Annotated in this window: 22 protein-coding genes, 2 tRNA genes and 1 pseudogene; 22 read left to right on the top strand and 3 right to left on the bottom strand. The window is 72.6% G+C overall.

The window, feature by feature from the left end:
• Nucleotides 1-44: 44 nt before the first annotated feature.
• From AB0O53_RS23855 to AB0O53_RS23885, 7 genes are all read left to right on the top strand, one after another.
• Nucleotides 45-1,040, top strand: coding sequence for a glycosyltransferase family 2 protein (locus AB0O53_RS23855; RefSeq protein WP_350999943.1), 996 nt, complete (start codon nucleotides 45-47; stop codon nucleotides 1,038-1,040).
• Entirely contained in the window at nucleotides 1,037-1,477 is a 441-nt protein-coding gene (locus AB0O53_RS23860) for a GtrA family protein (RefSeq protein ID WP_350999946.1), read from the top strand. The genes AB0O53_RS23855 and AB0O53_RS23860 overlap by 4 nt, the downstream gene beginning before the upstream one ends.
• 83 nt (nucleotides 1,478-1,560) lie before the next feature.
• Complete coding sequence (proB, locus tag AB0O53_RS23865) at nucleotides 1,561-2,688, top strand: glutamate 5-kinase (RefSeq protein WP_350999949.1); 1,128 nt, start codon at nucleotides 1,561-1,563, stop codon at nucleotides 2,686-2,688.
• Nucleotides 2,689-2,793: 105 nt separating this feature from the next.
• Complete coding sequence (locus AB0O53_RS23870) at nucleotides 2,794-3,189, top strand: DUF8830 family protein (protein WP_351000182.1); 396 nt, start codon at nucleotides 2,794-2,796, stop codon at nucleotides 3,187-3,189.
• A gap of 187 nt (nucleotides 3,190-3,376) precedes the next feature.
• Nucleotides 3,377-4,660 (top strand): glutamate-5-semialdehyde dehydrogenase, encoded by a 1,284-nt coding sequence (locus AB0O53_RS23875; protein ID WP_365198057.1) that lies wholly within the window; start codon nucleotides 3,377-3,379, stop codon nucleotides 4,658-4,660.
• A gap of 77 nt (nucleotides 4,661-4,737) precedes the next feature.
• Nucleotides 4,738-5,313 (top strand): SCO2584 family spore wall biosynthesis protein, encoded by a 576-nt coding sequence (locus AB0O53_RS23880; RefSeq protein WP_350999953.1) that lies wholly within the window; start codon nucleotides 4,738-4,740, stop codon nucleotides 5,311-5,313.
• 68 nt (nucleotides 5,314-5,381) lie between these two features.
• A complete protein-coding gene (locus AB0O53_RS23885) occupies nucleotides 5,382-6,524 on the top strand; it encodes an SCO2583 family membrane protein (RefSeq protein ID WP_350999955.1) in 1,143 nt (380 codons plus the stop codon).
• Here AB0O53_RS23885 and AB0O53_RS23890 read toward each other — a convergent pair.
• A complete protein-coding gene (locus AB0O53_RS23890) occupies nucleotides 6,508-7,575 on the bottom strand; it encodes a M48 family metallopeptidase (RefSeq protein ID WP_350999957.1) in 1,068 nt (355 codons plus the stop codon). The genes AB0O53_RS23885 and AB0O53_RS23890 overlap by 17 nt on opposite strands.
• 139 nt (nucleotides 7,576-7,714) lie before the next feature.
• On the opposite strand from AB0O53_RS23890, the gene AB0O53_RS23895 reads away from it, so the two are divergent.
• The 14 genes and pseudogenes from AB0O53_RS23895 (at nucleotide 7,715) to AB0O53_RS23960 (ending at nucleotide 22,095) form a co-directional block, all read left to right on the top strand.
• Nucleotides 7,715-7,882 (top strand): hypothetical protein, encoded by a 168-nt coding sequence (locus tag AB0O53_RS23895; protein ID WP_037631388.1) that lies wholly within the window; start codon nucleotides 7,715-7,717, stop codon nucleotides 7,880-7,882.
• A gap of 36 nt (nucleotides 7,883-7,918) precedes the next feature.
• Nucleotides 7,919-8,536 carry a nicotinate-nucleotide adenylyltransferase gene (nadD, locus tag AB0O53_RS23900; protein ID WP_350999959.1) on the top strand — a complete coding sequence of 206 codons (618 nt, stop codon included), beginning with the start codon at nucleotides 7,919-7,921 and terminating at the stop codon, nucleotides 8,534-8,536.
• 24 nt (nucleotides 8,537-8,560) lie between these two features.
• Nucleotides 8,561-10,255 (top strand): LCP family protein, encoded by a 1,695-nt coding sequence (locus AB0O53_RS23905; protein WP_350999962.1) that lies wholly within the window; start codon nucleotides 8,561-8,563, stop codon nucleotides 10,253-10,255.
• Nucleotides 10,256-10,375: 120 nt separating this feature from the next.
• Nucleotides 10,376-10,822, top strand: a complete 447-nt coding sequence (gene rsfS / locus AB0O53_RS23910; protein ID WP_030027741.1) for a ribosome silencing factor — start codon at nucleotides 10,376-10,378, stop codon at nucleotides 10,820-10,822.
• Nucleotides 10,819-11,484, top strand: coding sequence for a histidine phosphatase family protein (locus tag AB0O53_RS23915; protein WP_351000184.1), 666 nt, complete (start codon nucleotides 10,819-10,821; stop codon nucleotides 11,482-11,484). Before rsfS ends, AB0O53_RS23915 begins: the two co-directional genes overlap by 4 nt.
• Before the next feature lie 124 nt (nucleotides 11,485-11,608).
• A tRNA-Ala gene (locus AB0O53_RS23920) sits at nucleotides 11,609-11,681 on the top strand.
• A 143-nt stretch (nucleotides 11,682-11,824) separates the two neighbouring features.
• A complete protein-coding gene (locus AB0O53_RS23925; protein WP_008738908.1) occupies nucleotides 11,825-12,058 on the top strand; it encodes a hypothetical protein in 234 nt (77 codons plus the stop codon).
• 131 nt (nucleotides 12,059-12,189) lie between these two features.
• Nucleotides 12,190-12,262 (top strand) — tRNA-Ala (locus AB0O53_RS23930).
• 254 nt (nucleotides 12,263-12,516) lie between these two features.
• The gene (leuS, locus tag AB0O53_RS23935) at nucleotides 12,517-15,381 is read left to right on the top strand and encodes a leucine--tRNA ligase (RefSeq protein WP_365198063.1); all 2,865 of its coding nucleotides are present in this window, start codon (nucleotides 12,517-12,519) and stop codon (nucleotides 15,379-15,381) included.
• A 135-nt stretch (nucleotides 15,382-15,516) separates the two neighbouring features.
• On the top strand, nucleotides 15,517-16,218 hold the full coding sequence (locus tag AB0O53_RS23940) for a hypothetical protein (protein WP_365198065.1): 702 nt from the start codon (nucleotides 15,517-15,519) through the stop codon (nucleotides 16,216-16,218).
• 502 nt (nucleotides 16,219-16,720) lie between these two features.
• A complete protein-coding gene (locus tag AB0O53_RS23945; protein WP_350999968.1) occupies nucleotides 16,721-17,566 on the top strand; it encodes a DegV family protein in 846 nt (281 codons plus the stop codon).
• Between the two features lie 98 nt (nucleotides 17,567-17,664).
• On the top strand, nucleotides 17,665-18,708 hold the full coding sequence (locus AB0O53_RS23950; RefSeq protein ID WP_365198068.1) for a ComEA family DNA-binding protein: 1,044 nt from the start codon (nucleotides 17,665-17,667) through the stop codon (nucleotides 18,706-18,708).
• Nucleotides 18,705-21,077 (top strand): annotated as a pseudogene (locus AB0O53_RS23955) (ComEC/Rec2 family competence protein); the annotation flags it as partial. The gene AB0O53_RS23950 and the pseudogene AB0O53_RS23955, both read left to right, overlap by 4 nt.
• A 136-nt stretch (nucleotides 21,078-21,213) precedes the next feature.
• Nucleotides 21,214-22,095, top strand: coding sequence for a YceI family protein (locus tag AB0O53_RS23960; RefSeq protein WP_403141905.1), 882 nt, complete (start codon nucleotides 21,214-21,216; stop codon nucleotides 22,093-22,095).
• Between the two features lie 22 nt (nucleotides 22,096-22,117).
• Here the strand turns inward: AB0O53_RS23960 and AB0O53_RS23965 are convergent, their stop codons facing one another.
• Nucleotides 22,118-22,360 (bottom strand): hypothetical protein, encoded by a 243-nt coding sequence (locus AB0O53_RS23965; protein WP_350999973.1) that lies wholly within the window; start codon nucleotides 22,358-22,360, stop codon nucleotides 22,118-22,120.
• Nucleotides 22,361-22,436: 76 nt separating this feature from the next.
• Here AB0O53_RS23965 and holA point away from each other — a divergent pair, with 76 nt between their 5' ends.
• A complete protein-coding gene (holA, locus tag AB0O53_RS23970) occupies nucleotides 22,437-23,429 on the top strand; it encodes a DNA polymerase III subunit delta (protein WP_350999975.1) in 993 nt (330 codons plus the stop codon).
• Between the two features lie 308 nt (nucleotides 23,430-23,737).
• On the opposite strand, the gene rpsT is transcribed toward holA, so the two are convergent.
• A complete protein-coding gene (gene rpsT / locus AB0O53_RS23975) occupies nucleotides 23,738-23,998 on the bottom strand; it encodes a 30S ribosomal protein S20 (RefSeq protein WP_079426863.1) in 261 nt (86 codons plus the stop codon).
• Nucleotides 23,999-24,001: the final 3 nt, after the last annotated feature.

A 24,001-nucleotide genomic window follows, 5' to 3' on the forward strand; every position in this document is an offset into this window, starting at 1 on the left:
TGCGGTCGCCACAATCACCCGTTCGGATCCAGCAGGAAGTGTTCATGACGAAGCTGTCCGTAGTTGTCCCTTGCTACAACGAAGAAGCCGTCATCGACAGCTTCGACGTGGAGATCCGCAGGGTTCTGGACGCCCTGCCCGTCGAGTACGAGGTCTGCTACGTCGACGACGGGAGCCGTGACGGCACCCTCGACAAGCTCCGGAAGATCGCCGCGGAACACGGTGAGGAGACCCGCTACGTCTCCTTCAGCCGCAACTTCGGCAAGGAGGCCGGCATGCTCGCCGGCCTGCGCGAGGCCACCGGCGACGCCGTCGTGATCATGGACGCCGACCTCCAGCACCCGCCGGAGCTCATCGCCACCATGCTGGAGCACTACCGGCAGGGCCACGACCAGATCATCGCCCGCCGCACCCGCGAGGGCGACAAGAAGGTGCGCTCCGCGCTCAGCCGCCTCTACTACCGCGGCGTGAACCGCTGGGTCGACGTCGAACTCACCGACGGCGTCGGCGACTTCCGGATGCTCTCGCGCCCGGCCGTGGACGCCCTGCTATCCCTGCCGGAGTACAACCGCTTCTCCAAGGGCCTGTTCTCCTGGATCGGCTTCGACACCGTCCACTTCGACTACCGCAACGCGCAGCGCGAGGCCGGCGAGACCAAGTGGAAGTTCGGCGCCCTGCTGAACTACGGCATGGACGGCCTGATCTCCTTCAACAACCGGCCGCTGCGGATCGGCATCTGGTTCGGCGTGTCCCTGGTCGCCCTGACCGGCCTCTACGCCCTGTGGATCACCGTCATGGCGATCACCAACGGCGTGGACGCGCCCGGCTACGTCACCCTTGTGGCCATCATCACGGGCCTGGGCGGCGTACAGCTGATCATGCTGGGCCTCGTCGGCGAGTACATCGGCCGCATCTACTACGAGACCAAGCGCCGGCCGCACTTCCTGGTGAAGGAGTCGCACGGCTCGGAGCCCCTCCCCAAGGCCGCGGGCGCCGCCCCGGCGGCGGAGCCGACGATCCGGGAGCGCAGCGCCCGATGACCCGCAAGGAGCAGCTCGGCCAGGTATTCCGCTTCGCCCTCGTGGGCGGGGTCAACACCGGCACCTTCTTCGGCATCTACCTCCTGCTGCACCCGTGGATGCCGTACTTCGCCGCCTACTCGCTCGCCTTCGTGCTGGCGATGGTCGGCTCCTTCTTCATGAACACCTACTTCACCTACCGGACCCGGCCGACCTGGAAGAAGTTCCTCCTCTTCCCCCTGACGAACGTGACCAACTACGTCATCCAGTCCGCCGGCCTGTACGCCCTGGTGACCTGGGCCGGGATGGACACCCGCATCGCCCCGCTCGTCGCGGCGATCGTGGCCATCCCGTTCACCTTCCTGCTCTCCCGCAAGATCCTCGTCCCGGGCGCGGCCCGCGCCGCCGCCGGGCAGGAGGAGAACCAGGGACAGGCCAGGACCTCGTCCACGGTCTGAAACCCCCGAGCGGCCCCCGTCGGCCACCCCGTAGATTGAGGTGGCAGGCAGTGCAGGTGAAGGCAAGGGGCAAGGGGAAGAACGTGTCAGCGGCTAGGCAAGGTGTCGTGGACGCCCGCAGGATCGTGGTCAAGGTCGGCTCCTCCTCCCTGACCACCGCGGCCGGCGGACTCGACGCCGACCGGGTGGACGCGCTCGTCGACGTCCTGGCCAAGGTCCGCAGCGGCGGTGAGAAGGAGATCGTCCTCGTCTCCAGCGGAGCCATCGCCGCCGGGCTCTCCCCGCTCGGCCTGCGCCGCCGCCCCAAGGACCTGGCCCGCCAGCAGGCCGCCGCCAGCGTCGGCCAGGGCCTCCTCGTCGCCCGCTACACCGCCTCCTTCGCGCGCTACGGCCTGCGCGTCGGCCAGGTGCTGCTCACCACCGACGACACCAGCCGGCGCGCCCACTACCGCAACGCCTACCGGACCCTCGACCAGCTGCTGGACATGGGCGCCGTCCCGGTCGTCAACGAGAACGACACCGTCGCCACGGACGAGATCCGCTTCGGCGACAACGACCGGCTCGCCGCCCTCGTCGCCCACCTCGTCCGCGCGGACCTCCTCGTCCTCCTCTCCGACGTCGACGGCCTCTACGACGGCGACCCGTCGCAGCCCGGCACCACCCGCATCGACGAGGTCCGCGGGCCCGAGGACATCGCGCACGTCACCATCGGCAGCGCCGGCAAGGCGGGCGTGGGCACCGGCGGCATGGTCACCAAGGTCGAGGCGGCCCGGATCGCGGCCGCCGCCGGTATCCCGGTGGTGCTCACCTCCGCCAGCCAGGCCGCCGACGCCCTGGCGGGACGCGGGACCGGCACGTTCTTCCACGCCACCGGACGCCGCTCCGCGGACCGGCTGCTCTGGCTCCAGCACGCCTCGACCCCGCAGGGCCACCTGGTCCTCGACGACGGGGCGGTCAGGGCCGTGACCGAGCGCGGCAGCTCGCTGCTGCCCGCCGGCATCGCCGCGGTCGAGGGGGACTTCGTGGCCGGGGACCCGGTGGAGCTGCGCGCCGCCGACGGCCGCGCCGTGGCCCGGGGGCTCGTCAACTTCGACGCCAAGGAACTCCCGCAGCTCCTCGGCCGCTCCACTCGCGAGCTCGCGCGGGAACTCGGACCCGCGTACGAGCGGGAGGTCGTCCACCGTGACGATCTGGTCCTGCTCCAGGGCTGAGGTTCTGCAAAACCGCAGCGCGGCCGCCCGGGGACTGGTCAACTGTGAGGGGCGGAGCAGGCGGACACGCGTAGCGGAGACAGGAGACGGCTGGTGAGACGAGCGTTGACCAGCGTCGGTCCGGGGGACGGTGACGGCGGCGGGTACGAGCAGGAGCAGGCCTCGCGCCTGTGGCACGTGACCCTGAGCGTCTCCGGCAAGCCGGCCCCGCTGTCCGAGGTCCGGCGGGGACTGGAGCAACTGGCCCACGACCACCCGTTCCTCCTGACCAGCCGGTACGCCGACGACCACGCGGAGATCCGCTACTGGGAAGAGGCCCGCGACCTCCACGACGCGGCGGCCGTCGCCCTGCGCCTGTGGGGCGAGCACCGGTCCACGGCGCAGCTGCCGCCGTGGGAGATCGTCGGCCTGGAGGTCATCGACCGCGCCACCTACCACCTGCGCGTCGCGGAGGGCTACGGCCCACCCCCGGCCCACCCGGTGGGCGTCCACCCGTACTGACCCCCCTCAAGCCCCGCCCCGGCTCTTCCAGCCCCGCCGGCGTTTGAGGCGCGGGTCCGGGCAGCGCCCGGGAAACGGAGAAAGGGCGGGGCGGGGAGACGGCTCCGCGCAGCGGCGTCCGGCGGGGCCCGTCTCGCGGAACGGAAGCCCCGTCGGCGGGGCATCGGCGTGGGCTTACCCTGGCCGCATGACCTCGCTCGACGACGCCACCGTCACCTCGCCCGTCCTCGCCACCGCGCACCGCGCCCGGACCGCCGCCGCGGCCATCGCCCCACTCCCGCGGTCCGCCAAGGACACGGCCCTGCTGGCGATCGCCGACGCGCTGGAGGCCCGTACCGCCGAGGTCATCACGGCCAACGCCGTGGACACGGACAAGGCCCGCGCCGCCGGCACCAGCGAGACCGTCATCGACCGCCTCACCCTCACCCCGGAGCGGATCGCCGCCATCGCCTCCGACGTGCGCGACGTCGCCGCCCTCCCCGACCCCGTCGGCGAGGTCGTCCGCGGCAGCACCCTGCCCAACGGCATCGACCTGCGGCAGATCCGCGTCCCGCTCGGGGTCGTCGGCATCATCTACGAGGCCCGCCCCAACGTCACCGTCGACGCCGCCGCCCTCTGCCTGAAGTCCGGCAACGCCGTCCTCCTGCGCGGCAGCTCCTCCGCCTACGCCTCCAACACCGCGCTCGTCGCCATCCTGCGCGACGCCGTCGAGAGCACCGGACTGCCCGCCGACGCGATCCAGCTCGTCCCCGGCGAGTCCCGCGACTCCGTCCGCGAGCTGATGCGCGCCCGCGGCCTCGTCGACGTGCTCATCCCGCGCGGCGGCGCCTCCCTCATCAAGACCGTGGTCGAGGAGTCCACCGTCCCGGTCATCGAGACCGGTACCGGCAACTGCCACGTCTACGTCGACGCCCAGGCCGACCTCGACATGGCCGTGGACATTCTCATCAACTCCAAGGCCCAGAGGCCCTCGGTCTGCAACGCCGCCGAGACCCTCCTCGTCCACCGCGAGATCGCCGGCGCCTTCCTGCCGCGCGCCCTCGACGCGCTCGCCGACGCCGGCGTCACCGTCCACGGCGACCCGGCCGTCCTCGCCGCCGCGGAGGGCGCCAAGGTCACCGCCCTGCCCGCCACGGACGAGGACTGGGCCGCCGAGTACCTCTCGTACGACATCGCCGCGGCGGTCGTGGACTCCCTCGACGACGCCGTCACCCACATCCGCCGCTGGACCTCGGGGCACACCGAGGCGATCGTCACCACCTCGCAGGCCGCCGCGCGCCGCTTCACCCAGCTGGTCGACTCCACCACCGTCGCCGTGAATGCATCCACTCGGTTCACCGACGGTGGTCAGTTCGGCTTCGGCGCGGAGATCGGCATCTCGACGCAGAAGCTGCACGCCCGGGGCCCGATGGGGCTTCCCGAGCTCACCTCCACCAAGTACATCGTCACCGGCGACGGTCACGTTCGGTAGTCGCAGCGCCAACTCGGTGTGGCCGGAATTCGGCGGACACCCTGCCCAAAGGCTCCCCCCAGGTCTACGCTGTCCCCGTGCCGGACGACGTGGGGGGCAAGCCGTTCCCGGACGACGGGACCCCCGAAGACGATGCAGACGACCGCGGAGGCGCGGAAGAGTACTTCGCCTCCGTGGTGTTCGACGAGGACTTCGTCCGGAACGCCGAGATCCATGAACCGAGCGCCGCGGAGCGCCAGCGGGCCGCCGACCGGGCGCGCGCCGAGGCGGAGGCCGCCCGGGCCGTCGCCGGCGGCTGGACGGGCGACGACGACCACGACGGCTACGGATACGGCCACCCGGACGGGTACGACGCCGACGCGTACGGCTGGGATCACGACGGGGACCACGAGCGGGGCCACGGCCACCCCGACGGCCCGTACGGGGCCTACGGCGGCAGCCTGCGCCCCTACCGCGGCCGCGCACCCTGGCTGCGCCCCGTCGCCTGGGTGCTCGCCTTCGTGATGGGCCTCGGCATGGTCGCGCTCGCCTTCAGCGCCGTCTACCGCAGTGCCGCGGGTGAAGCGGAACCCGCTCCGGCGCCCGCCAGCACCCCCAGGGGTGAAGTCACCGGCGTCGGCGCGTTTACGTACCCCTCAGTACGCCAACCCTGAAGGTACGACCCCCCTCGCGTTCGCCGGAGCTGGGGGCTTCTCTGAAGCGGGGACAGCGGGGAGAAGCGATGGCCGTGCCAGGAGATCCACCCAACGGCACCCCCGACGGCACCGGCGGGGACGACGAGGAGTTCCGGTCGGACGAATACCGGTCGGTGGTGTTCGACGAGGACTTCGTCCGTGCTGCCCGGCTCCAGGAGTACTCCGCCCAGGAACGGATGGGCGAGCACGCCCGGGCCGTCCGCAGCCGGTCCATCTGGTCCTCCGGCGGTACCGCACCCCGGACCAGCACCCCCGGCCGCGGCGCCCGGCAGGGCATGCTGCTCGTGCTGCTCATCGCCACGGCCTTCGCCGCCGCCGTCTACATGGGGCTGCGCAACCCCTACGTGCCCCCGCCCGGAGGTCCTGTCCAGCCGCTCACCAGCACCGTGGTCCCGCTCGCGCCGACCACCGCCGTGCCCGGCGGGCTGCCGCCCGAACTGTTCGCGAAAAGCCCCGCCGCCGACTACCGGGTCGGGGCGGCCGGGATCACCCTCCCCGCGGTGCGCCGCACGCACCACTTCACCGACGTCCAGGTCGTCACCGCGCTGTCCATCGCCAAGGACTACCTGGTGCAGTCCTCACTGGACCCCGACGTCCTGGCCGGATCCGCCACGCGGCCGGTGCGCGTCCTGCTCGACCCCGACCAGCTGGAGCAGTTCGACCGCAGCATGACCTCGCCCGCCGGCGACGGCCGGCACGCGGCCACCGGCTGGCTCGTCCGCTTCGACCCGGCCACCGCCGTCATGGCCGACTCCCGGGTCCGGGTGAGCGGCACCCTCGCCTTCGAGGAGGTGGCCCAGGACGTGCTGGAGGTCACCACCGATCACACCTTCGTGTACGCGGTGCGGCCGGCCACCGGAGCCCCGGCCGCCGCCGAGGGCGCGTCGCTCTTCACCGTCCGGCGCGAGCTGCGGCTGCGCTTCGACCGGGACGACCTGGGCGCCCGGCGGCTGGAGCTGGCATCGGCCTACGTGATGGCAGGACCGCAGGACTGCTCCGCCGACCCGTCCGGAGGCTTCCGCCCGCTCCTGGCCGGGGCCGGTCCCACCACCGTGGGACCGGCCGCGAGCGATCCGTACGCCAGCGGCCACCCGAGGCGCTCGGCCGGGCTGTGCGGCGTACTGGCCCCCTCCGCGACCCCGGGCGCCCCGGTCAGCCCTGCCCCGTAGCCCCCTTGCCCTCGGAGCCGGAGCCGCCCCCGGCGCCGGTGAACTTGTCGCGCAGCTTGCCACCCATGTCGGCGGCTCCGCCCGCGATGTCGCCCACCAGCTTGAACAGCGGGTCCTTGCTGGTGCGCACCGAATCGGCGTAGTGCGCGGCCGACTCCCGGAAGGAGTCCGTGACCGAGGTGTCCTTGTCCTCCTCGCGGCGCGGGTAGTGGCCGTCCATGATCCGCTGGTAGTCCCGGCTCTCGGACCACTTCTTCAGCTCGGCCGCCCGGACCGTGGTGAAGGGGTGCGTGCGCGGCAGCATGTTGAGGATCTTCAGCACAGAATCCCGCAGGTCGCCGCCCTTCTCGTACTCGTCGGCCTGCTCCAGGAAGGCGTCCACGTTCATCTCGTGCAGGTGGTTGCCGCCCGCCAGCTTCATCAGCCCGCGCATCGAGGCCGTCACGTCCTGCCCCACCAGCAGCCCGGCCCGGTCGGCCGAGAGCTCCGACTTGCGGAACCACTCCCGCAGCGCGGTCACGATCGTCATGATCGCCACATTGCCCAGCGGGATCCACGCGACCTTCAGCGCCAGGTTCGTCAGGAACAGCAGGATCGTGCGGTACACGGAGTGCCCCGACAGCGCGTGGCCCACCTCGTGGCCGACCACCGCCCGCATCTCCTCCTCGTCGAGCAGCTCGACGAGGCTCGTGGTCACCACGATGATCGGCTCGTCCAGCCCGATGCACATGGCATTGGGCCGCGGGTCCTGCTGCACGTACATCTGCGGGACCTTCTCCAGGTCCAGGATGTAACAGGCGTCGCGGAGCATCGCGTACAGGTGCGGGAACTGCGTCTCGCCCACCCGCACCGAGTCCGACAGGAACAGCAGCCGCAGGCTCCGCTCCGGGAGCAGTCCGCTGAGGGCCTTGAAGACCGTGTCGAAGCCGGTCAGCTTGCGCAGCGCCACGAGGGCCGAACGGTCCGCCGGATGCTCGTACGCACGCGAGGAGATACCGGGGAACCTCCTGCGGTCCCGCGCCGGTGCCTTCTCGAAACCCGTCTCCGTCATTGCGCCCTCCCCTGATGGAACTGCTCGACCTTGCGTCTATCCTCTCCAACGCCTGAGTCGGCGCGAGCGTGCCCCGGGCGCCCGCATACGATGTGAGCGAAGTCTCCGACCGCTCCCCGACTCGATAGGTACCTGCCTGATGAGCCTCTCCTCCACCGCCCACAACCTGGTCGTCCTCGCCTCGGAGGGGGCCGAACAGCACGGCGGCAACCACGACAGCCTGAACCCCTACCTGACCGGCGGCGCCGCGTTCGTCATCCTGATGCTGATGCTCTGGGTCACCACGCGCCTGAACCGCGACCGCTAGTCGGACCGGTCCGCCGGGCCAGTAGGCTCTGCGCTCATGGGAGAGCAGGAGACGCCTACCGGTCCGGTCAAGCGCCGGCTCGGCGTGATGGGCGGGACATTCGACCCGATCCACCACGGACACCTGGTGGCCGCCAGCGAGGTGGCCGCCCTTTTCCACCTCGACGAGGTGGTGTTCGTGCCGACGGGCCAGCCGTGGCAGAAGTCCCAGCGGGCCGTCTCGCCCGCCGAGGACCGCTACCTGATGACGGTCATCGCCACGGCCTCGAACCCGCAGTTCTCGGTGAGCCGCATCGACATCGACCGCGGCGGGCCGACGTACACGATCGACACCCTGCGGGACCTGAAGGCGCTGAACGACGACGCCGACCTGTTCTTCATCACGGGTGCCGACGCGCTCGCACAGATCCTGACCTGGCGCAACGCCGACGAGCTCTTCTCGCTCGCCCACTTCATCGGAGTCACCCGGCCGGGCCACGTGCTCACCGACGACGGACTCCCCGAAGGCGGCGTCTCCCTGGTCGAGGTCCCCGCGCTGGCGATCTCGTCCACGGACTGCCGCACGCGCGTCGCCCAGGGGGATCCCGTCTGGTACCTGGTGCCGGACGGCGTGGTGCGCTACATCGACAAGCGTGAGCTGTACCGGGGAGCCTGAGCTTCCGGAGAGAGGGGCCCCGCGGTGAACGACCGACAGGACCAGTACGGCCGATACGACCCGCACGCAGCCCACGAGCAGCAGCTCATCGGCTACGACGCGTACGGGCGGCCGGTGTACGGCCAGGCGCCCGCGCAGCCCGCCCAGCAGTACGAGCAGCAGTACGGCTACGACTACCAGGGCTACGACCAGCAGCAGCCGCAGCAGTACTACCAGCAGCCGCAGCCGGCGGCCCAGGAGTACGGGCAGCAGGAGTACACCCAGGCCCCCTCCTACGGGTACGACGCGCAGCAGAGCCCCCAGCAGGCCCAGCAGGCTCCGCAGCAGACCCAGCAGTGGATCCCGCAGCAGACGGCGCCCGAGCCCCCGGCGGCCGAGCAGCCCTCCGCCCCGGCGGAGCGGCCGGCCGGCCAGGTCCCCGAGCCGCGCCGCCCCGAGAGCGGTTCCGAGGCGGGCCGGGACTACCGCACCGAGATGTTCGCGTTCATCGACCAGCCGGACGAGGACTCCGAGGACGTCATCGACTGGCTCAAGTTCACCGAGAGCCGCACCGAACGCCGCGAGGAGGCCCGACGCCGCGGCCGCAACCGGGTCGTCGCGCTGATCGTCGTGCTCGCGGTGTTCGTCGTCGCGGGCCTCGGCTACCTCTGGTACGCGGGCAAGCTGCCGTTCCTCGACGGTCCCGGGGAGAAGACCGCCGCCACCGCGGACGCCGCGGCGCAGAAACGCGACATGATCGTCGTGCACCTGCACAACACCAAGAAGGGCGGCACCTCCTCGGCGCTCCTCGTCGACAACGTCACCACCAAGCAGGGCGCCACCGTCCTGCTGCCGAACGCCCTCGCCGTCGCCGGCCAGGACGGCGCCGCCACGGCACTCGGCAAGGCGGTCGAGGAGGGCGGCCTCGGCACCCGCGAGGCCCTCGACTCCGTCCTCGGCACCCACATCGGCGGCACCTGGCGCCTGGACACCCCCTTCCTGGAGAACCTGGTCGAGCTGGTCGGCGGCATCGAGACCGACACCGACGTCGCGGTCCCGGCCGACGACGCGGCCAAGACCCCGGCCGTGGCCCAGGGGCAGAAGCAGAGCCTGAGCGGCCCGATGGCCGTCGCGTACGCCACGTACCGCGCCCAGGGCGAACCGGAGGCCAAGCAGCTGGAGCGCACGGGCAAGGTGCTCCACGCGGTCCTGCGCAAGTTCCCGAGCGACCCGAAGGCCGGGGCGGTCACGGTCGAGAGCATCGGCCAGATCCTCGACCCCGCACTGAACGCGCAGACCCTCGGCGCCCTGCTGTCCCGGCTCGGCGCGCACGCCAAGGTGGGCGACTACCGCACCGACGCCATCGCGGTGAAGGCGGACGGGACGCTCACCGAGGACGCCAACAAGAAGGTGGTCAAGGAGGTGCTCGGCGGCTCCGCCGACGCGGCGCAGCCCGGCGCCACCCCGCGCGTCGGACTCAAGGACGCCACCGGCGACGAGAAGACGCAGGTCGCGGCGAAGGCGGCGCTGATGAACGGCGGCTACACCTTCGTGGACGGCGGCAAGGCCGACAAGACCGCGGCGGCCTCGCAGATCACCTACCAGGACGACGCCCAGCGCGACCGCGCGATCGAGGTCGCCAAGACGCTGGGGCTGCCCGAGACGGTCGTGAAGAAGGCGGAGAACGTCGTGAACGCCGAGGTCGTGGTGATCCTCGGGAAGGACTACAAGCCGTCCTGACCGGGTCCCGGTCCGGCCGGGAGAGGGCACCGGCGCCCGTGCGGAACGTTCCGCGCGGGCGCTGTCGGCGGTACATGAGACCCTTGTAAGGATCTGCCCGCCAACCCGAAAGCATGGCCAGTGACCGCCACGGACCGCTCCATCGAGCTCATCACCACCGCTGCCCAGGCCGCGGCCGACCGGCTCGCGCACGACATCATCGCGTACGACGTCAGCGACGTGCTGTCGATCACCGACGCCTTCCTGCTCGCCTCGGCGCCCAACGACCGCCAGGTCAAGTCGATCGTCGACGAGATCGAGGAGCGCCTGCAGAAGGAGCTCGGCGCCAAGCCGGTGCGCCGTGAGGGCGACCGCGACGCCCGCTGGATCCTGCTCGACTACGTCGACATCGTCGTCCACGTCCAGCACAGCGAGGAGCGGGTCTTCTACGCGCTGGAGCGCCTGTGGAAGGACTGCCCCGAGATCGAGCTCCCCGAGGACGCCAAGCTCACCATCGGCAAGGCCGAGGAGCACGCCAAGCTGCGCGAGGCGGCGGGCGACGACGACCTGGACGGTGATCTGTTCTGAGCGCGACCGAAGCGGCCGGTCCGGCCAGGTCCAGCAGGAAGATCGTCCTCTGGCGGCACGGCCAGACCTCGTGGAACCTGGAGCGGCGCTTCCAGGGGTCCACGGACATCGAGCTGACCGAGACGGGCCTGGCGCAGGCGCGCCGCTCCGCGCGGCTGCTCGCCTCGCTGAAGCCGGACGCCATCGTCGCGTCCGACCTCAAGCGCGCCGCGGCCACCGCGGCCGAACTGGCCGCCGTCACGGGCCTGCCCGTGACGCACACCGAGGCGCTGCGCGAGACGTACGCCGGCGAGTGGCAGGGCCTGACGCACGAGGAGATCGTCGAGAAGTACGGCGAGCAGTACGCGGCGTGGAAGCGCGGCGAGCCGGTTCGCCGGGGCGGCGGTGAGCTGGAGACCGAGGTCGCCGACCGCGCCGCGCCCGTGGTGCTGGACCACACCGACCGGCTGCCGGCGAACGGCACGCTCGTCGTGGTCAGCCACGGCGGCACCATCCGTACGACCATCGGCCGTCTGCTGGGCCTGGAGGCGCGCTCCTGGGAGAGCCTGGGCGGGCTCTCCAACTGCTGCTGGTCCGTGCTCGGCGAGGGCGCGCGCGGCTGGCGGCTGCTGGAGCACAACGCCGGCACCCTGCCGGAACCGGTGCTCGGCGACGACGACTGAGCGGGCTCCCTGCCGCCTCCCACCAGGGCTCCGACCCGGATTTCACTTTCCGGCTGGTCACAGGCTAGAGTTCTTCTTGTTCGCAGCGAAGAACACCGGAGACGGGGGAAGCGCAGCGGAGAGCGGGGCTATAGCTCAGTTGGTAGAGCGCCTGCATGGCATGCAGGAGGTCAGGAGTTCAATTCTCCTTAGCTCCACAATCAGGATCCCGTCCCCAAGTGGGGGCGGGATCCTTGTTTTTATACCCTTTGCGTTTGCTGACCTGGCCCGCACCGGCGTGGCAGAATCGGACGGCCGGAGGGGGAGTCGACGGCCCGACGCGGGAGGGAGTCGCGAACGGATGGGTGCACACCGGCGCCGGTGCGACTGGTGCAACAACGGGACGCCGATCGTGCGGGACATGGACCCGGTCAACCCCGACTACCAGTACTGGTGCGAGGAATGCGCGCGGGCGCTGATCATAAAAGGCGACCCGATCGAGACGTACCGCGAGCTGGAAGGGGAGCCGATCTACGGACGGCTGCTCGACGAGCACTGCACGCTCAAACGCTTCTACCAGTTCGCAAGAGCGTGACGTAACGTCTCAAATCGGACATGGCCCTTGGTTGGTGGAAACCGATTTTTGGACCAGGGCCATGACCGTGTAATGTTTGGGACGTCGCCAAGGGGAACCGGCAAGGGAAACCGAAGCGGCAAGCAGGGCAAGGGGCTATAGCTCAGTTGGTAGAGCGCCTGCATGGCATGCAGGAGGTCAGGAGTTCAATTCTCCTTAGCTCCACAGTGAAGAAGCGGGCCACCCGGATCGGGTGGCCCGCTTCTCGTTGTGTCACCGGGTGGAACGGCCGAGCGTCGGCCGGGGCCGCTGCGGTACCCTGACGCCATGCGTGCCGTACGCCTCCTGCTTACCGAGCCGCGCTGAACAGTACCGACCTTCGAACGGTCGGCCTCGGCGCGGCGCCCCCTCCTGTGCGAGGGGTTTTTTCGTTTGGGCAGGCAGAGACGGCAGAGACGATCGATGGAGCTTCAGAAATCATGAGCGAGACGAACACCCCGGCCCCCGAGGCGGCCGAGGCGCACCGTTACACGGCTGCCATGGCCGCCGACATCGAGGCACGCTGGCAGGACGTATGGGACGCGCAGGGCACGTACGAGGCCCCGAACCCGACCGGTGACCTGGCCGGGGACCCCGCGGTCGTCGCGCGGCCCAAGAAGTTCATCATGGACATGTTCCCGTACCCGTCCGGTGCGGGCCTGCACGTCGGTCACCCGCTCGGGTACATCGCCACCGACGTCTACGCCCGCCACCAGCGGATGACCGGCCACAACGTCCTGCACACCCTGGGATTCGACGCCTTCGGCCTGCCGGCCGAGCAGTACGCCGTGCAGACCGGCACGCACCCGCGCGTGTCGACCGAGGCGAACATCGAGAACATGAAGCTCCAGCTGCGCCGGCTGGGCCTGGGCCACGACAAGCGCCGGTCGTTCGCGACGATCGACCCGGACTACTACAAGTGGACCCAGTGGATCTTCCTGCAGATCTACAACTCCTGGTACGACGAGGACGCGAAGCGGGCCCGGCCGATCGCCGAACTGGTCGCCGCCTTCGAGGACGGCTCCCGTGAGGTCCCGGGCGGCCGCGCCTGGGCCGGGCTGACCGCCGCCGAGCGCTCCGACGTCCTCAACGGCTTCCGGCTGGCCTACGCCTCCGACGCGCCGGTCAACTGGTGCCCCGGGCTGGGCACCGTACTGGCCAACGAGGAGGTCACCGCCGACGGCCGGTCCGAGCGCGGCAACTTCCCCGTCTTCAAGTCCAAGCTGAGCCAGTGGAACATGCGGATCACCGCGTACGCCGACCGGCTGCTGGACGACCTGGACGCGCTGGACTGGCCCGAGGCCATCAAGCTGCAGCAGCGCAACTGGATCGGCCGCAGCGAGGGCGCGCGCGTCGACTTCGCGCTGGGCGACGAGGCCATCACCGTCTTCACCACCCGCCCGGACACCCTGTTCGGCGCCACCTACATGGTGCTGGCGCCCGAGCACCCGCTGGTCGAGAAGTTCATCCCGGCCGCCTGGCCCGAGGGCACCCACGCCGTCTGGACGGGCGGGCACGCCACGCCGGCCGAGGCCGTCACCGCCTACCGCAAGCAGGCCGCCTCGAAGTCGGACGTCGAGCGCCAGGCCGAGGCCAAGGACAAGACCGGCGTCTTCACCGGCGAGTACGCGGTCAACCCGGTCAGCGGCGACAAGGTCCCGGTCTTCATCGCCGACTACGTCCTGATGGGCTACGGCACCGGCGCGATCATGGCCGTTCCGGCTCACGACAGCCGGGACTTCGAGTTCGCGCGCGCCTTCGAGCTGCCGATGCGCTGCGTCGTGCAGCCCTCGGACGGCCGCGGCACCGACCCGGCCGAGTGGGACGACGCCTTCGCCTCCTACGACGCGAAGCTGGTCAACTCCACGGGCGAGGGCATCTCGCTGGACGGCCTGGGCGTCGCCGAGGCGAAGGCCGCGATCACCGAGTGGCTGGCCGAGCGCGGCATCGGTGAGGGGACGGTCAACTTCCGCCTGCGCGACTGGCTGTTCAGCCGCCAGCGGTACTGGGGCGAGCCCTTCCCGATCGTCTACGACGAGGACGGCGTCGCGCACTCCCTGCCCGAGTCGATGCTGCCGCTGGAGCTGCCGGAGGTCGAGGACTACTCGCCGCGCACCTTCGAGCCGGACGACGCGGACTCGCAGCCGGAGACCCCGCTGTCGCGCAAGGCCGACTGGGTCAACGTCGAGCTGGACCTGGGCGACGGCGTGAAGTCCTACCGGCGCGAGACCAACACCATGCCCAACTGGGCCGGCTCCTGCTGGTACGAGCTGCGCTACCTGGACCCGAACAACTCCTCCGCGCTGGTCGACCCCGAGATCGAGCAGTACTGGATGGGTCCCCGCGAGGGCGCTCCGCACGGCGGTGTCGACCTGTACGTGGGCGGCGCCGAGCACGCGGTGCTGCACCTGCTGTACGCCCGCTTCTGGTCGAAGGTGCTGTTCGACCTGGGCCACGTGTCCTCGGTCGAGCCGTTCCACAAGCTGTTCAACCAGGGCATGATCCAGGCGTACGCCTACACCGACGAGCGCGGCGTGTACGTCCCGGCGGCCGAGGTCGAGGAGCGCGACGGCGCGTACTTCTACGAGGGCAAGCAGGTCAAGCGCGAGCACGGCAAGATGGGCAAGTCCCTGAAGAACGCCGTCACGCCGGACGAGATCTGCGAGGAGTACGGCGCCGACACGCTGCGCCTGTACGAGATGGCGATGGGCCCGCTGGACGTCTCCCGTCCGTGGGACACGCGTGCCGTGGTCGGCCAGTACCGGCTGCTGCAGCGCCTGTGGCGCAACATCGTCGACGAGGAGACCGGCGCGGTCACCGTCGTGGACGGCGAGCCCGGCGAGGACACCCTGCGCGCGCTGCACAAGGCCATCGACGGCGCCGGGGCGGACCTGGCGGGGCTGCGGTTCAACACGGCCATCGCCAAGATCACCGAGCTGAACAACGCGCTGACGAAGGCGGGCCGCCCGCTGGAGCGCTCGGTCGCCGAGCGGCTGGTGCTGCTGGTCGCCCCGCTGGCCCCGCACATCGCGGAGGAGCTGTGGCACCGGCTGGGCCACAGCGACTCCGTGGTCCACCAGGACTTCCCGGTCGCGGACCCGGCGTACGTCGTGGACGAGAGCGTGACGTGCGTCGTGCAGGTCAAGGGCAAGGTCAAGGCGCGGCTGGAGGTGCCGCCGACGATCACGGACGCCGAGCTGGAGCAGCTGGCCGTGACCGACGCCGGTGTCGTGGCGGCGCTGGGCGGCGCGGAGATCCGCAAGGTGATCGTGCGCGCGCCGAAGCTGGTGAACATCGTCATCTGAGCCGCCGGAAGGCGCGCGGCCCCCGCATAGGGGGGATCCCGTACGGGCAGGTTGGGGGTTCGAATGGAACCCCTGGCCTGCCCGTGGCGTTTACCGTGGAGGGGAAGAACCGACGCCTGGGGAAAGGGGCCCGTCATGGAGGCCGCGTTGATCATCTTCGCGCTGATGTTGCTGACCTTCGTCGGTCTCGGCGCGTACCTCACGGTCAAGGCGGTGGGCGCGGCCAAGCGGGGCGTGGAGCGCACCGTCGCCCAGGCGCGGCGCAGCGTGGAGGACACCACGCTGCGCGCCAAGAGCTTCGGCCAGGTCGGCGTGGCGGGGTCCCTGGCGCAGCTGCGTCTCGACCTGCGCACGTCGATGCGCGCCACCCAGCAGGCGCTGGCCGAGGGGGCCCAGGTGGACGCCTCGCTGCGGGAGTCCCTCGGGCTGTTCGAGCGGCTGAGCGCCCACGGGCACGAGCTCGACGGGGAGCTGAAGCGGCTGGAGCAGGAGCCCGACCGGCAGCGCACCGCCGAGCTGCTGCCGGATCTGCGCGAGCGCGCGGCCAAGATCATCCAGGCGGCGGACTCGCTGCGGTGGGCCGCCCGCGACCGGGCCCGGCGCTTCGCGGAGGACGAGATCTCGCTGCTGTCGGAGCAGATCGAGATGGAGTCCGGCGCCCTGCGCGACTGGTCCCGGGAACCGGTGGACGACCTGGCGGCGGCGGCCGCCGAGTGGGACGCGGCGCCGGCCCCGAAGCAGAACCCGACGCCCACACCCCCGCCGGCGCTGAACCCGCCGACCCCGACGATGCAATACCCGTGGCAGAAGGCCGCCCGCCCGGAGAGCGCCGGCTGAGCCGCACCACTGCACTACCGGGTACCTGCCCGGTGCCAGCCGGGCGCGCCGGGTGCAGCGGGCGTGCCGGGCCTCGGGCGTGCTGTGCCTCGGGCGTGCCGGTTGCGCCGGGCCTGGGCCCGCCGGGCCTCGGGCGTGCCGGTTGCGCCGGGCCTCGGGCGTGCTGTGCCTTGGGCGTGCCGAGCCGGGGGGCCGACGTGCCTCGGGCGGGCTGGGCCTCGGGTGTGCCGGTTGCGCCGGGCACGAGCCCGTGCGGACCGTGGTCGACCGGCCCGTGGGCCGCTCACGGGCCGGACGGGGGGCGGAGCCCCAGGGAGCCGGGGCAGCGCCCCGGGTCCAGGGAAGGGGCGGGGGAGAGGCTCCCAGGGCCCCGGTGCCGACCGCCCGCAACGCGCTCCGTAGGCTCTGCCCACCCGCCCGGCAGGGGCCGAGGACGTCCCGCCCCGCCCCGGCCAGGGGCCCCGGCTGCCGCGCCGCGCCGACGGGCGGTAACCTCCGCCTCATGTCCCGCCATGTCGCCATCGTCACCGATTCCACGGCCTACCTGCCCCGACCGGCCATGGCGAGGCACGGAATCGCCTCCGTCCCGCTCACCGTGGTCCTCGGCGGCGAGGCGCTCGAAGAGGGCACCGAGATCTCGGCGCGCAGCCTCGCCCTCGCCCTGCAGAAGCGCCGCTCCGTCACCACCTCCCGCCCCAGCCCGGAGGAGTTCGTACGGGCCTACCGGGCGGCCGCGGACGCCGGGGCCACCGGCATCGTCAGCCTGCACCTGTCCGCCGAGTTCTCGGGGACCTACGACGCCGCCGTGGTGGCCGCCAGGACCGCTCCCGTGCCCGTACGCGTCGTGGACACCGGCATGGTCGCGATGGCCCTCGGCTTCTGCGCGCTGGCCGCGGCCGAGGTCGCCGAAGCGGGCGGCTCCGTGGACGAGGCCGTGGCGGCCGCCGAGAAGCGGGCGGCGGACATGGCCGCGTACTTCTACGTCGACACCCTCGACTACCTGCGCCGCGGCGGCCGGATCGGGGCCGCGCAGGCCCTGCTCGGCTCGGCCCTGGCGGTGAAGCCCCTGCTGACCCTGGACGGCGGGCGCATCGAGATGCTGGAGAAGGTCCGTACCGCCTCCAAGGCCATCGCCCGCCTGGAGGAGCTGGCCGTCGAGCGCGCCGGCTCCGCCGAGGTGGACGTCGCGGTGCATCACCTGGCGGCACCGGAGCGGGCCGAGAAGCTCGCCGAGCGGCTCCGCGAGCGCATCCCCGGCCTGGTCGAGCTGCACGTCAGCGAGGTCGGCGCGGTGATCGGCGCGCACACCGGACCGGGGCTCCTGGCGGCGGTCGTCTCGCCCCGCTGATCACCGGAACGGGTGGCCCGGATATCCACAACGGGACTGTCATCCACCGGAATTGAAGGCTCCGAACGGGGGTCGGGATCTGCCCCTACGGTCGTGGCATGACTCTTCGAACGCGTACTCCGTATCCCTCGGGGGCCACCAGCGGCCCGGGCCGTTCCCCTCTCTCCGACAGCCGCCTGCGGCACGGCACCGCCCGCGGCAGGCGCCGCCACGGCCTCCGCGGCACGGCCGCACGTCCCCGCCCGCAACCCGACCCCGGACCGGATCCGGTGCTGCGGAGGGCCGAAGCCCTGCTCGGCGGTGCCGACCCGCCGCGGGCATCAGCGCCGCCGTCGCCCCTGCCGCCCTTGCCGTCGTCCTCGCTGCCGTCCCCTTCCCCGTCCCCGTCCCCGTCTCCTTCCCCGTCGGGAAGGGACGGTCTGCCGGAGCCGTCCGACGGGGCGGCCGCCGCCCTGCCCGCCGCCACCGCGCGCAGGCTCGCGGTGCGGGAGCGGCTGCCGGTGTGGCTGCAGACCCGTTGCGCTGTGGAACCGCGGACGGTGGCCGCGATCGGGGTGGTACTGGTCGCGGCCGTGGGCTTCGCCGGGCAGCAGTACTGGTCGGCCCGGCCGCAGGGGGTTTCGGCCCCCGCGCCGGTCGCCCCCGCGGTGGTGCCGGCGGGGGCCGCGGCGTCGGCCGGGACGCCCGCTCCGGCAGGGGGCGGCGCGGGACCCGCGCGGATCGTCGTCGACGTCGGCGGCAAGGTCCGGGATCCCGGAGTCCGGCGGCTGCCGGCGGGATCCCGGGTCGAGGACGCGCTGGCCGCCGCCGGGGGAGTGCGTCCGGGCACGGACACCACCGGGCTGAACCGGGCCCGGGTGCTGGTGGACGGCGAGCAGGTGCTGGTGGGTGCCACGGCGCAGCCGCAGCCGCAGCCGCCGCCCGGCGGGGCCGCGGGCGGGCCGGCCGCCGGGCCGCTCAGTCTGGGCTCGGCCACCGTCGAGCAGCTGGACGGCCTGCCGGGGGTGGGGCCGGTCCTGGCCCGGCACATCGTCGACTTCCGCACAGCCCGCGGCGGCTTCCGTTCCGTGGAGGAGCTCCGGCAGGTCACCGGCATCGGCGAGCGGCGCTTCGCCGACCTGCGTGAGCTGGTGCGGCTGTGAACCGCGAGGAGCGGGCGGGCCCGACGGACCTGCGGATCGCGGTGCCGGCCGTGGCAGCCTGGGCGGCGGCCGCCCTCGCCCTCGACGTGCCCCTGGGGCGGACGGCCCTCGGCGTGGGCCTGGCAGCGGTCTGCGCGGGGCTGTTGATGCTGGTCCATGGCGGCCGTCCGGGGGCGCTGTGGAAGGTCGCCCCGGCCGTGGCGGCGGCCCTGCTGTCCGCGGGCGCCGGAGCGGGCGTGGCGGGGCTCCAGCTGGCCGAGGCGCGGGCCGGGCCGGTCGCCGGGCTCGCCCGTGAGCACGCCCGGGTCCTCGCGGAGCTCACCGTCGGCTCCGATCCCAGGACCGCGCGCAGCGGGAGCGGGCCGCCGGTGGTGGTGCTGGACGCCGTGGTGACCCGGGTGACCGGGCCCGACGGGGCGAGCACCCGGGTCGAGACCCCGGTGCGGGTACTGGCGGGGCACGCGGGATGGGCCCGGCTGCTGCCCTCCACCCGGGTGGTGGTCGCCGCCCGGCTGGCCCCGGCCCGGGACGGGGAGCGGGCCGTGGCGCTGCTCCGCCCGGCCGGTGACACAGTGCCGGGGGTGACCCGCGGCCCGGATGCCGCCCAGCGGTTGGCCGGGCGCCTGCGGGCCGGGCTGCGCGAGGCCACCGAGGGGCTCGCGCCGGACGCGCGGGCCCTGTTGCCGGGGCTGGTCGTCGGGGACACCTCCAGGGTTCCGCCCGACCTGCACGAGGCGTTCAGGGCCACCGATCTGCTCCACCTGCTGGCCGTCTCCGGTTCGAACCTGACCGTGGTGCTGTTCCTGCTCATCGGGCCCCCGGGGCGCGCGCAGCAGGCCGAGCGGCGCGGGCTGGCGCCACGGCTGGGACTCTCGCTGCGGACGACCGCCCTGTGCGGGGCGGCCCTGACGGCGGCGTTCGTGGTGGTGTGCCGGCCGGAGCCGAGCGTGCTGCGGGCGGCGGCCTGCGGGGCGGTCACCTTGCTGGCCATCGCCACCGGCCGGCGCAGGTCCCTCGTCCCCGCCCTGGGAGCCGCGGTCCTGCTGCTGGTGCTCTACGACCCGTGGCTGGCCCGCAGTTACGGCTTCCTGCTCTCCGTCCTCGCCACCGGGGCGCTGCTGACCCTGGCTCCCCGGTGGAGCGGCGCCCTGCGGCGGCGGGGGATGGGGCCCCGCCTCGCGGAGGCGGTGGGCGCCGCTGCTGCCGCCCAGGCGGTGTGCGCGCCCGTGGTCGCCGTGCTCGCGGCCCGGGTCAGCCTGGTGGCGGTGCCCTGCAACCTGCTGGCCGAGCTGGCCGCGGGCCCGGCGACCGTCCTCGGCTTCGCCGCGCTGGCGGTGGCCCCGCTCTCGATGCCCGCCGCGGAGCTGCTCGCCCGGTGCGCCGGGGTGCCCGCGGGGTGGATCGCGGCCGTCGCGCGGGCCGGGGCGGGGTTCCCCGGGGCGGAGCTGCCCTGGCCGGGAGGTCTCACCGGCGGCCTGCTGCTGGCCGCGGCGACCCTGACGGCCGTCGTCCTCGGCGCCCGGTGGGGGCGGCAGCGGTGGCTGTGCTGCGCCCTCGCGGTGCTGCTGCTCCTCGCGGTACTGCGGCCGCCGCAGCTCACCCGTACGCTCACCGGCTGGCCACCGCCCGACTGGAGCTACGTCCAGTGCGCCGTGGGACAGGGGGACGCAGCCGTCCTCGCCGTCGGCCCGGGGGAGGCGCTGGTGGTGGACGCGGGCGCGGAGCCCGGGCCGGTGGACGAGTGCCTGCGCGAGCTGGGAGTGCGGCGGGTGCCGATGCTGCTGCTGACGCACTTCCACGCGGACCACGTGGGAGGGCTCCAGGGCGTCCTGCGGGGCCGCTCCGTGGGGATGATCCAGGCCTCCGTGCTGGAAGAGCCCCGGGGCCAGGCCGAGTTCGTCCGGCGGACCGCGGCGGCCGCGGGCGTGCCGGTCGTACCGGCCGTGCAGGGGGAGCGGCGCCGGGCGGGCCCGTTCGAATGGCAGGTGCTGTGGCCGCCGTCGGCCGGGTCGCCCTTCGAAGGACCCAACGACGCGAGCGTGGTGCTGCTGGTGCGCGGTGCGGGACTGACCCTGCTGCTGCTCGGCGACCTCGAACCCCAGGCGCAGCAGGCCCTCCTGAGGGAGCATCCGCAGCTGGGCCCGGTCGATGTCCTCAAGGTCGCCCACCACGGCTCCGCGCACCAGGACCCCGCCCTGCACGAGCGGGTCCGGCCGCGGCTCGCGATTGTTCCCGTCGGTACAAAAAACCGCTACGGACATCCGGCGCCGGGTACGCTCGCCCGCCTGCGGGCCGTGGGGGCGACGGTGCTCCGCACCGACACCGACGGATCGATCGCCGTCAGTGGAACCGGCGTTCGGCTGCGTGCGTTTCCAGCCAGGAGACGGCGTGACCGACGCGGGCATACCGGGCGGGAGTGTTCTGTTTGCCCACAACCCGGCAGCATGATCGAATGCGTCGTCGCCAGAACGGTCCAAGTCCACACAGCACGGGGGTGCACACGTCATGTTCGGTCGCCGACGGGGGATGGAGTCGGCCGGAAGTTCCAGCCCGCACACATCCGCGACACTGACGCTGCCGCCGACGGCGCGTCTGCTCAGCTGCCGGGTCCTCGACACGGTCCACCGGCCCATCCGGCAGGCCGCGTTCGAGGTGACGGATCCGATCGGCCGCCGGATCGTCAGCGGCGAGACCGATCCCTTCGGGGGCTTCACGGCCGCCGTTCCGGAAGGGGAGTACCGGCTCTCGGTCACCGCCGAGGGGTACACGCCGTTCCACGGGGTCACGCTCGTGGGAGACCCGGCGCAGCCCGGTACGGGGGAGATCGTCCTCGACGCGGTGGAGCCGCCGGTCCTGCCGCAGCCCGGGCACTGGGAGCTCGACCCGGCGCACTCGTCCATCGGTTTCACGGCCCGGCACATCGGCCTGGCCCGGATCAACGGACGGTTCAACACGTTCGCCGGGGCGGTGCGGATAGCCGACCGCATGGAGGACTCCTCCATGCACGTGATCATCGATGCGGCGAGCATCGACACCGGGATGCGGCTGCGCGACGACCACCTGCGGTCGGGGGACTTCCTGGACGCGGTCCGCCACCCGACGGTGGAGTTCTACAGCGAGCGGTTCATCCACCGCAGCGGCAGCCGCTGGGCCGTCGCCGGCGCGCTGACCCTCCACGGCGTGAGCCGGTCGGTGACCCTGGACACCCAGTACCTGGGTCTCGGGACGGGCATGGAGGGCGAGGTGCGGGCGGCCTGCCGGGCCACCGCAGAGCTGCACCGCGAGGACTTCACCCTCAACTGGCAGTCGATGCTGGCGCACGGGGTCGCGGCGATCGGTTCGAGCGTGGACGTCACGCTGGACATCCAGATCGTGCACAAGGCCTGACCCCCCTGCCCCCGGACGGGGCTCAGGGGGCCTCCAGCCAGCCTTCGTACTCGGCGGCGAGCTCGTCCAGGGCGGTCGCGTCGAGCCGTTCCCGCGGATCCTCGACGACGACCAGCCACTGGGCGTCCTCGGCGTCGTCCTCGCCGGCCAGGGCGTCGCGGACCAACTGCGGCTCCTCCGGGAGTCCGAAGCGGTCGACGGCCTCCTGCGCCACCTCCTCGGCGGCGTCGCGGTCGGGCAGGACGAGTACATGTCGCACGTTCACCCGGCCATTGTCGGACACCCGGTGAAGCGGTCCGGGGCGCGGGGTGCTGTCAGTGCGGCGTGGGATGCTGGAGGCGATGGCCACCAGGAAGAACTCCACCGACGATCCCCTCGCCCCGATCACCCTTGCGGTGGGGCAGGAGGAGCTGCTGCTCGACCGCGCCGTGCGGGAGGTGGTGGCGGCCGCCCGTGCCGCCGACGCCGACACCGACGTCCGCGACCTCACCTCCGACCAGCTCCAGCCCGGCACGCTGGCCGAGCTGGCGAGCCCCTCGCTCTTCTCCGAGCGCAAGGTGCTGGTCGTGCGCAACGCGCAGGACCTGTCCGCCGACACGGTCAAGGAGGTCAAGGCCTACCTCGCCGCACCCTACGAGGAGATCTCGCTGGTCCTCCTCCACGCGGGCGGGGTCAAGGGCAAGGGCCTGCTGGACGCGGCGCGCAAGGCGGGCGCCCGGGAGATCGCCTGCCCGAAGATGACGAAGGCGGCGGACCGGCTCGCGTTCGTACGGGGCGAGTTCCGCACGCTGGGCCGGTCGGCGACCCCGGAGGCGTGCCAGACGCTGGTCGACGCGATCGGCAGCGACCTGCGGGAGCTGGCGAGCGCCGCCGCCCAGCTGTGCGCGGACGTCGAGGGAACCATCGACGAGGCCGTCGTCGGCCGCTACTACACGGGCCGTGCCGAGGCCTCCAGCTTCACGGTCGCCGACCGGGCGGTCGAAGGGCGCGCGGCCGAGGCCCTGGAGGCCCTGCGCTGGTCCCTGGCCACCGGGGTGGCCCCGGTCCTGATCACCAGCGCGCTCGCGCAGGCGGTCCGCGCGATCGGCAAGCTCGCCTCGGCCCCGCGCGGGGCCCGGCCCGGGGACCTGGCCCGCGACCTCGGCATGCCGCCGTGGAAGATCGACCGGGTCCGCCAGCAGATGCGGGGCTGGTCGGCGGACGCCGTCGCGGACGCGCTGCGCGCCGTGGCCGCCGCCGACGCCGGGGTCAAGGGCGGGGGCGACGATCCCGAGTACGCGCTGGAGAAGGCGGTCGTCGCTGTGGCCCGCGCGGCCCGCCCCCAGCGCCGCTGACCCGTGCCCTGAAGGCTGCCGCCCGCTCGCCTCGATCCGCACGCCACACGTCTCCCGCCCGCCCTGCCCGCCGCGCCGCGCCCCGCCCGCCCCGGCCCCACCCGGCCGGGGCGGGCGCCGGGCCGGGCCCGGCAGCACGAAGGCCCCGTCCGTCACCCTGGGGAAGGGGGACGGACGGGGCCTTCGGTCACTGCTGGTGTTGCTCCGCACCCGCGTGGCGAACGCTTCGTGTGCGGAGCGGGGTGCCGGTCAGGAGCGGGAGAGAGGGCCCGCTGGGTCCCTTCCGGCGATCACATCGAGTGCGGAACTCAGATGGAGGCAACCTTGGAAGCCAGCGCCGACTTCTTGTTGGCGGCGGCGTTCTTGTGGATGACACCCTTCGAGACGGCCTTGTCCAGCTTCTTGGAAGCCAGGCGGGCCGCGGCGGTGGCCTTCTCCGCGTCGCCGGCGAGGATGGCCTCGTTGGCCTTGCGGATGAAGGTGCGCAGCTCGGACTTGACCGACTTGTTGCGAAGGCGAGCCTTCTCGTTGGTCTTGTTCCGCTTGATCTGGGACTTGATGTTCGCCACGAA

Source organism: Streptomyces erythrochromogenes, from assembly GCF_040684695.1.
GTDB classification, from domain to species: Bacteria; Actinomycetota; Actinomycetes; order Streptomycetales; family Streptomycetaceae; genus Streptomyces; species Streptomyces erythrochromogenes_C.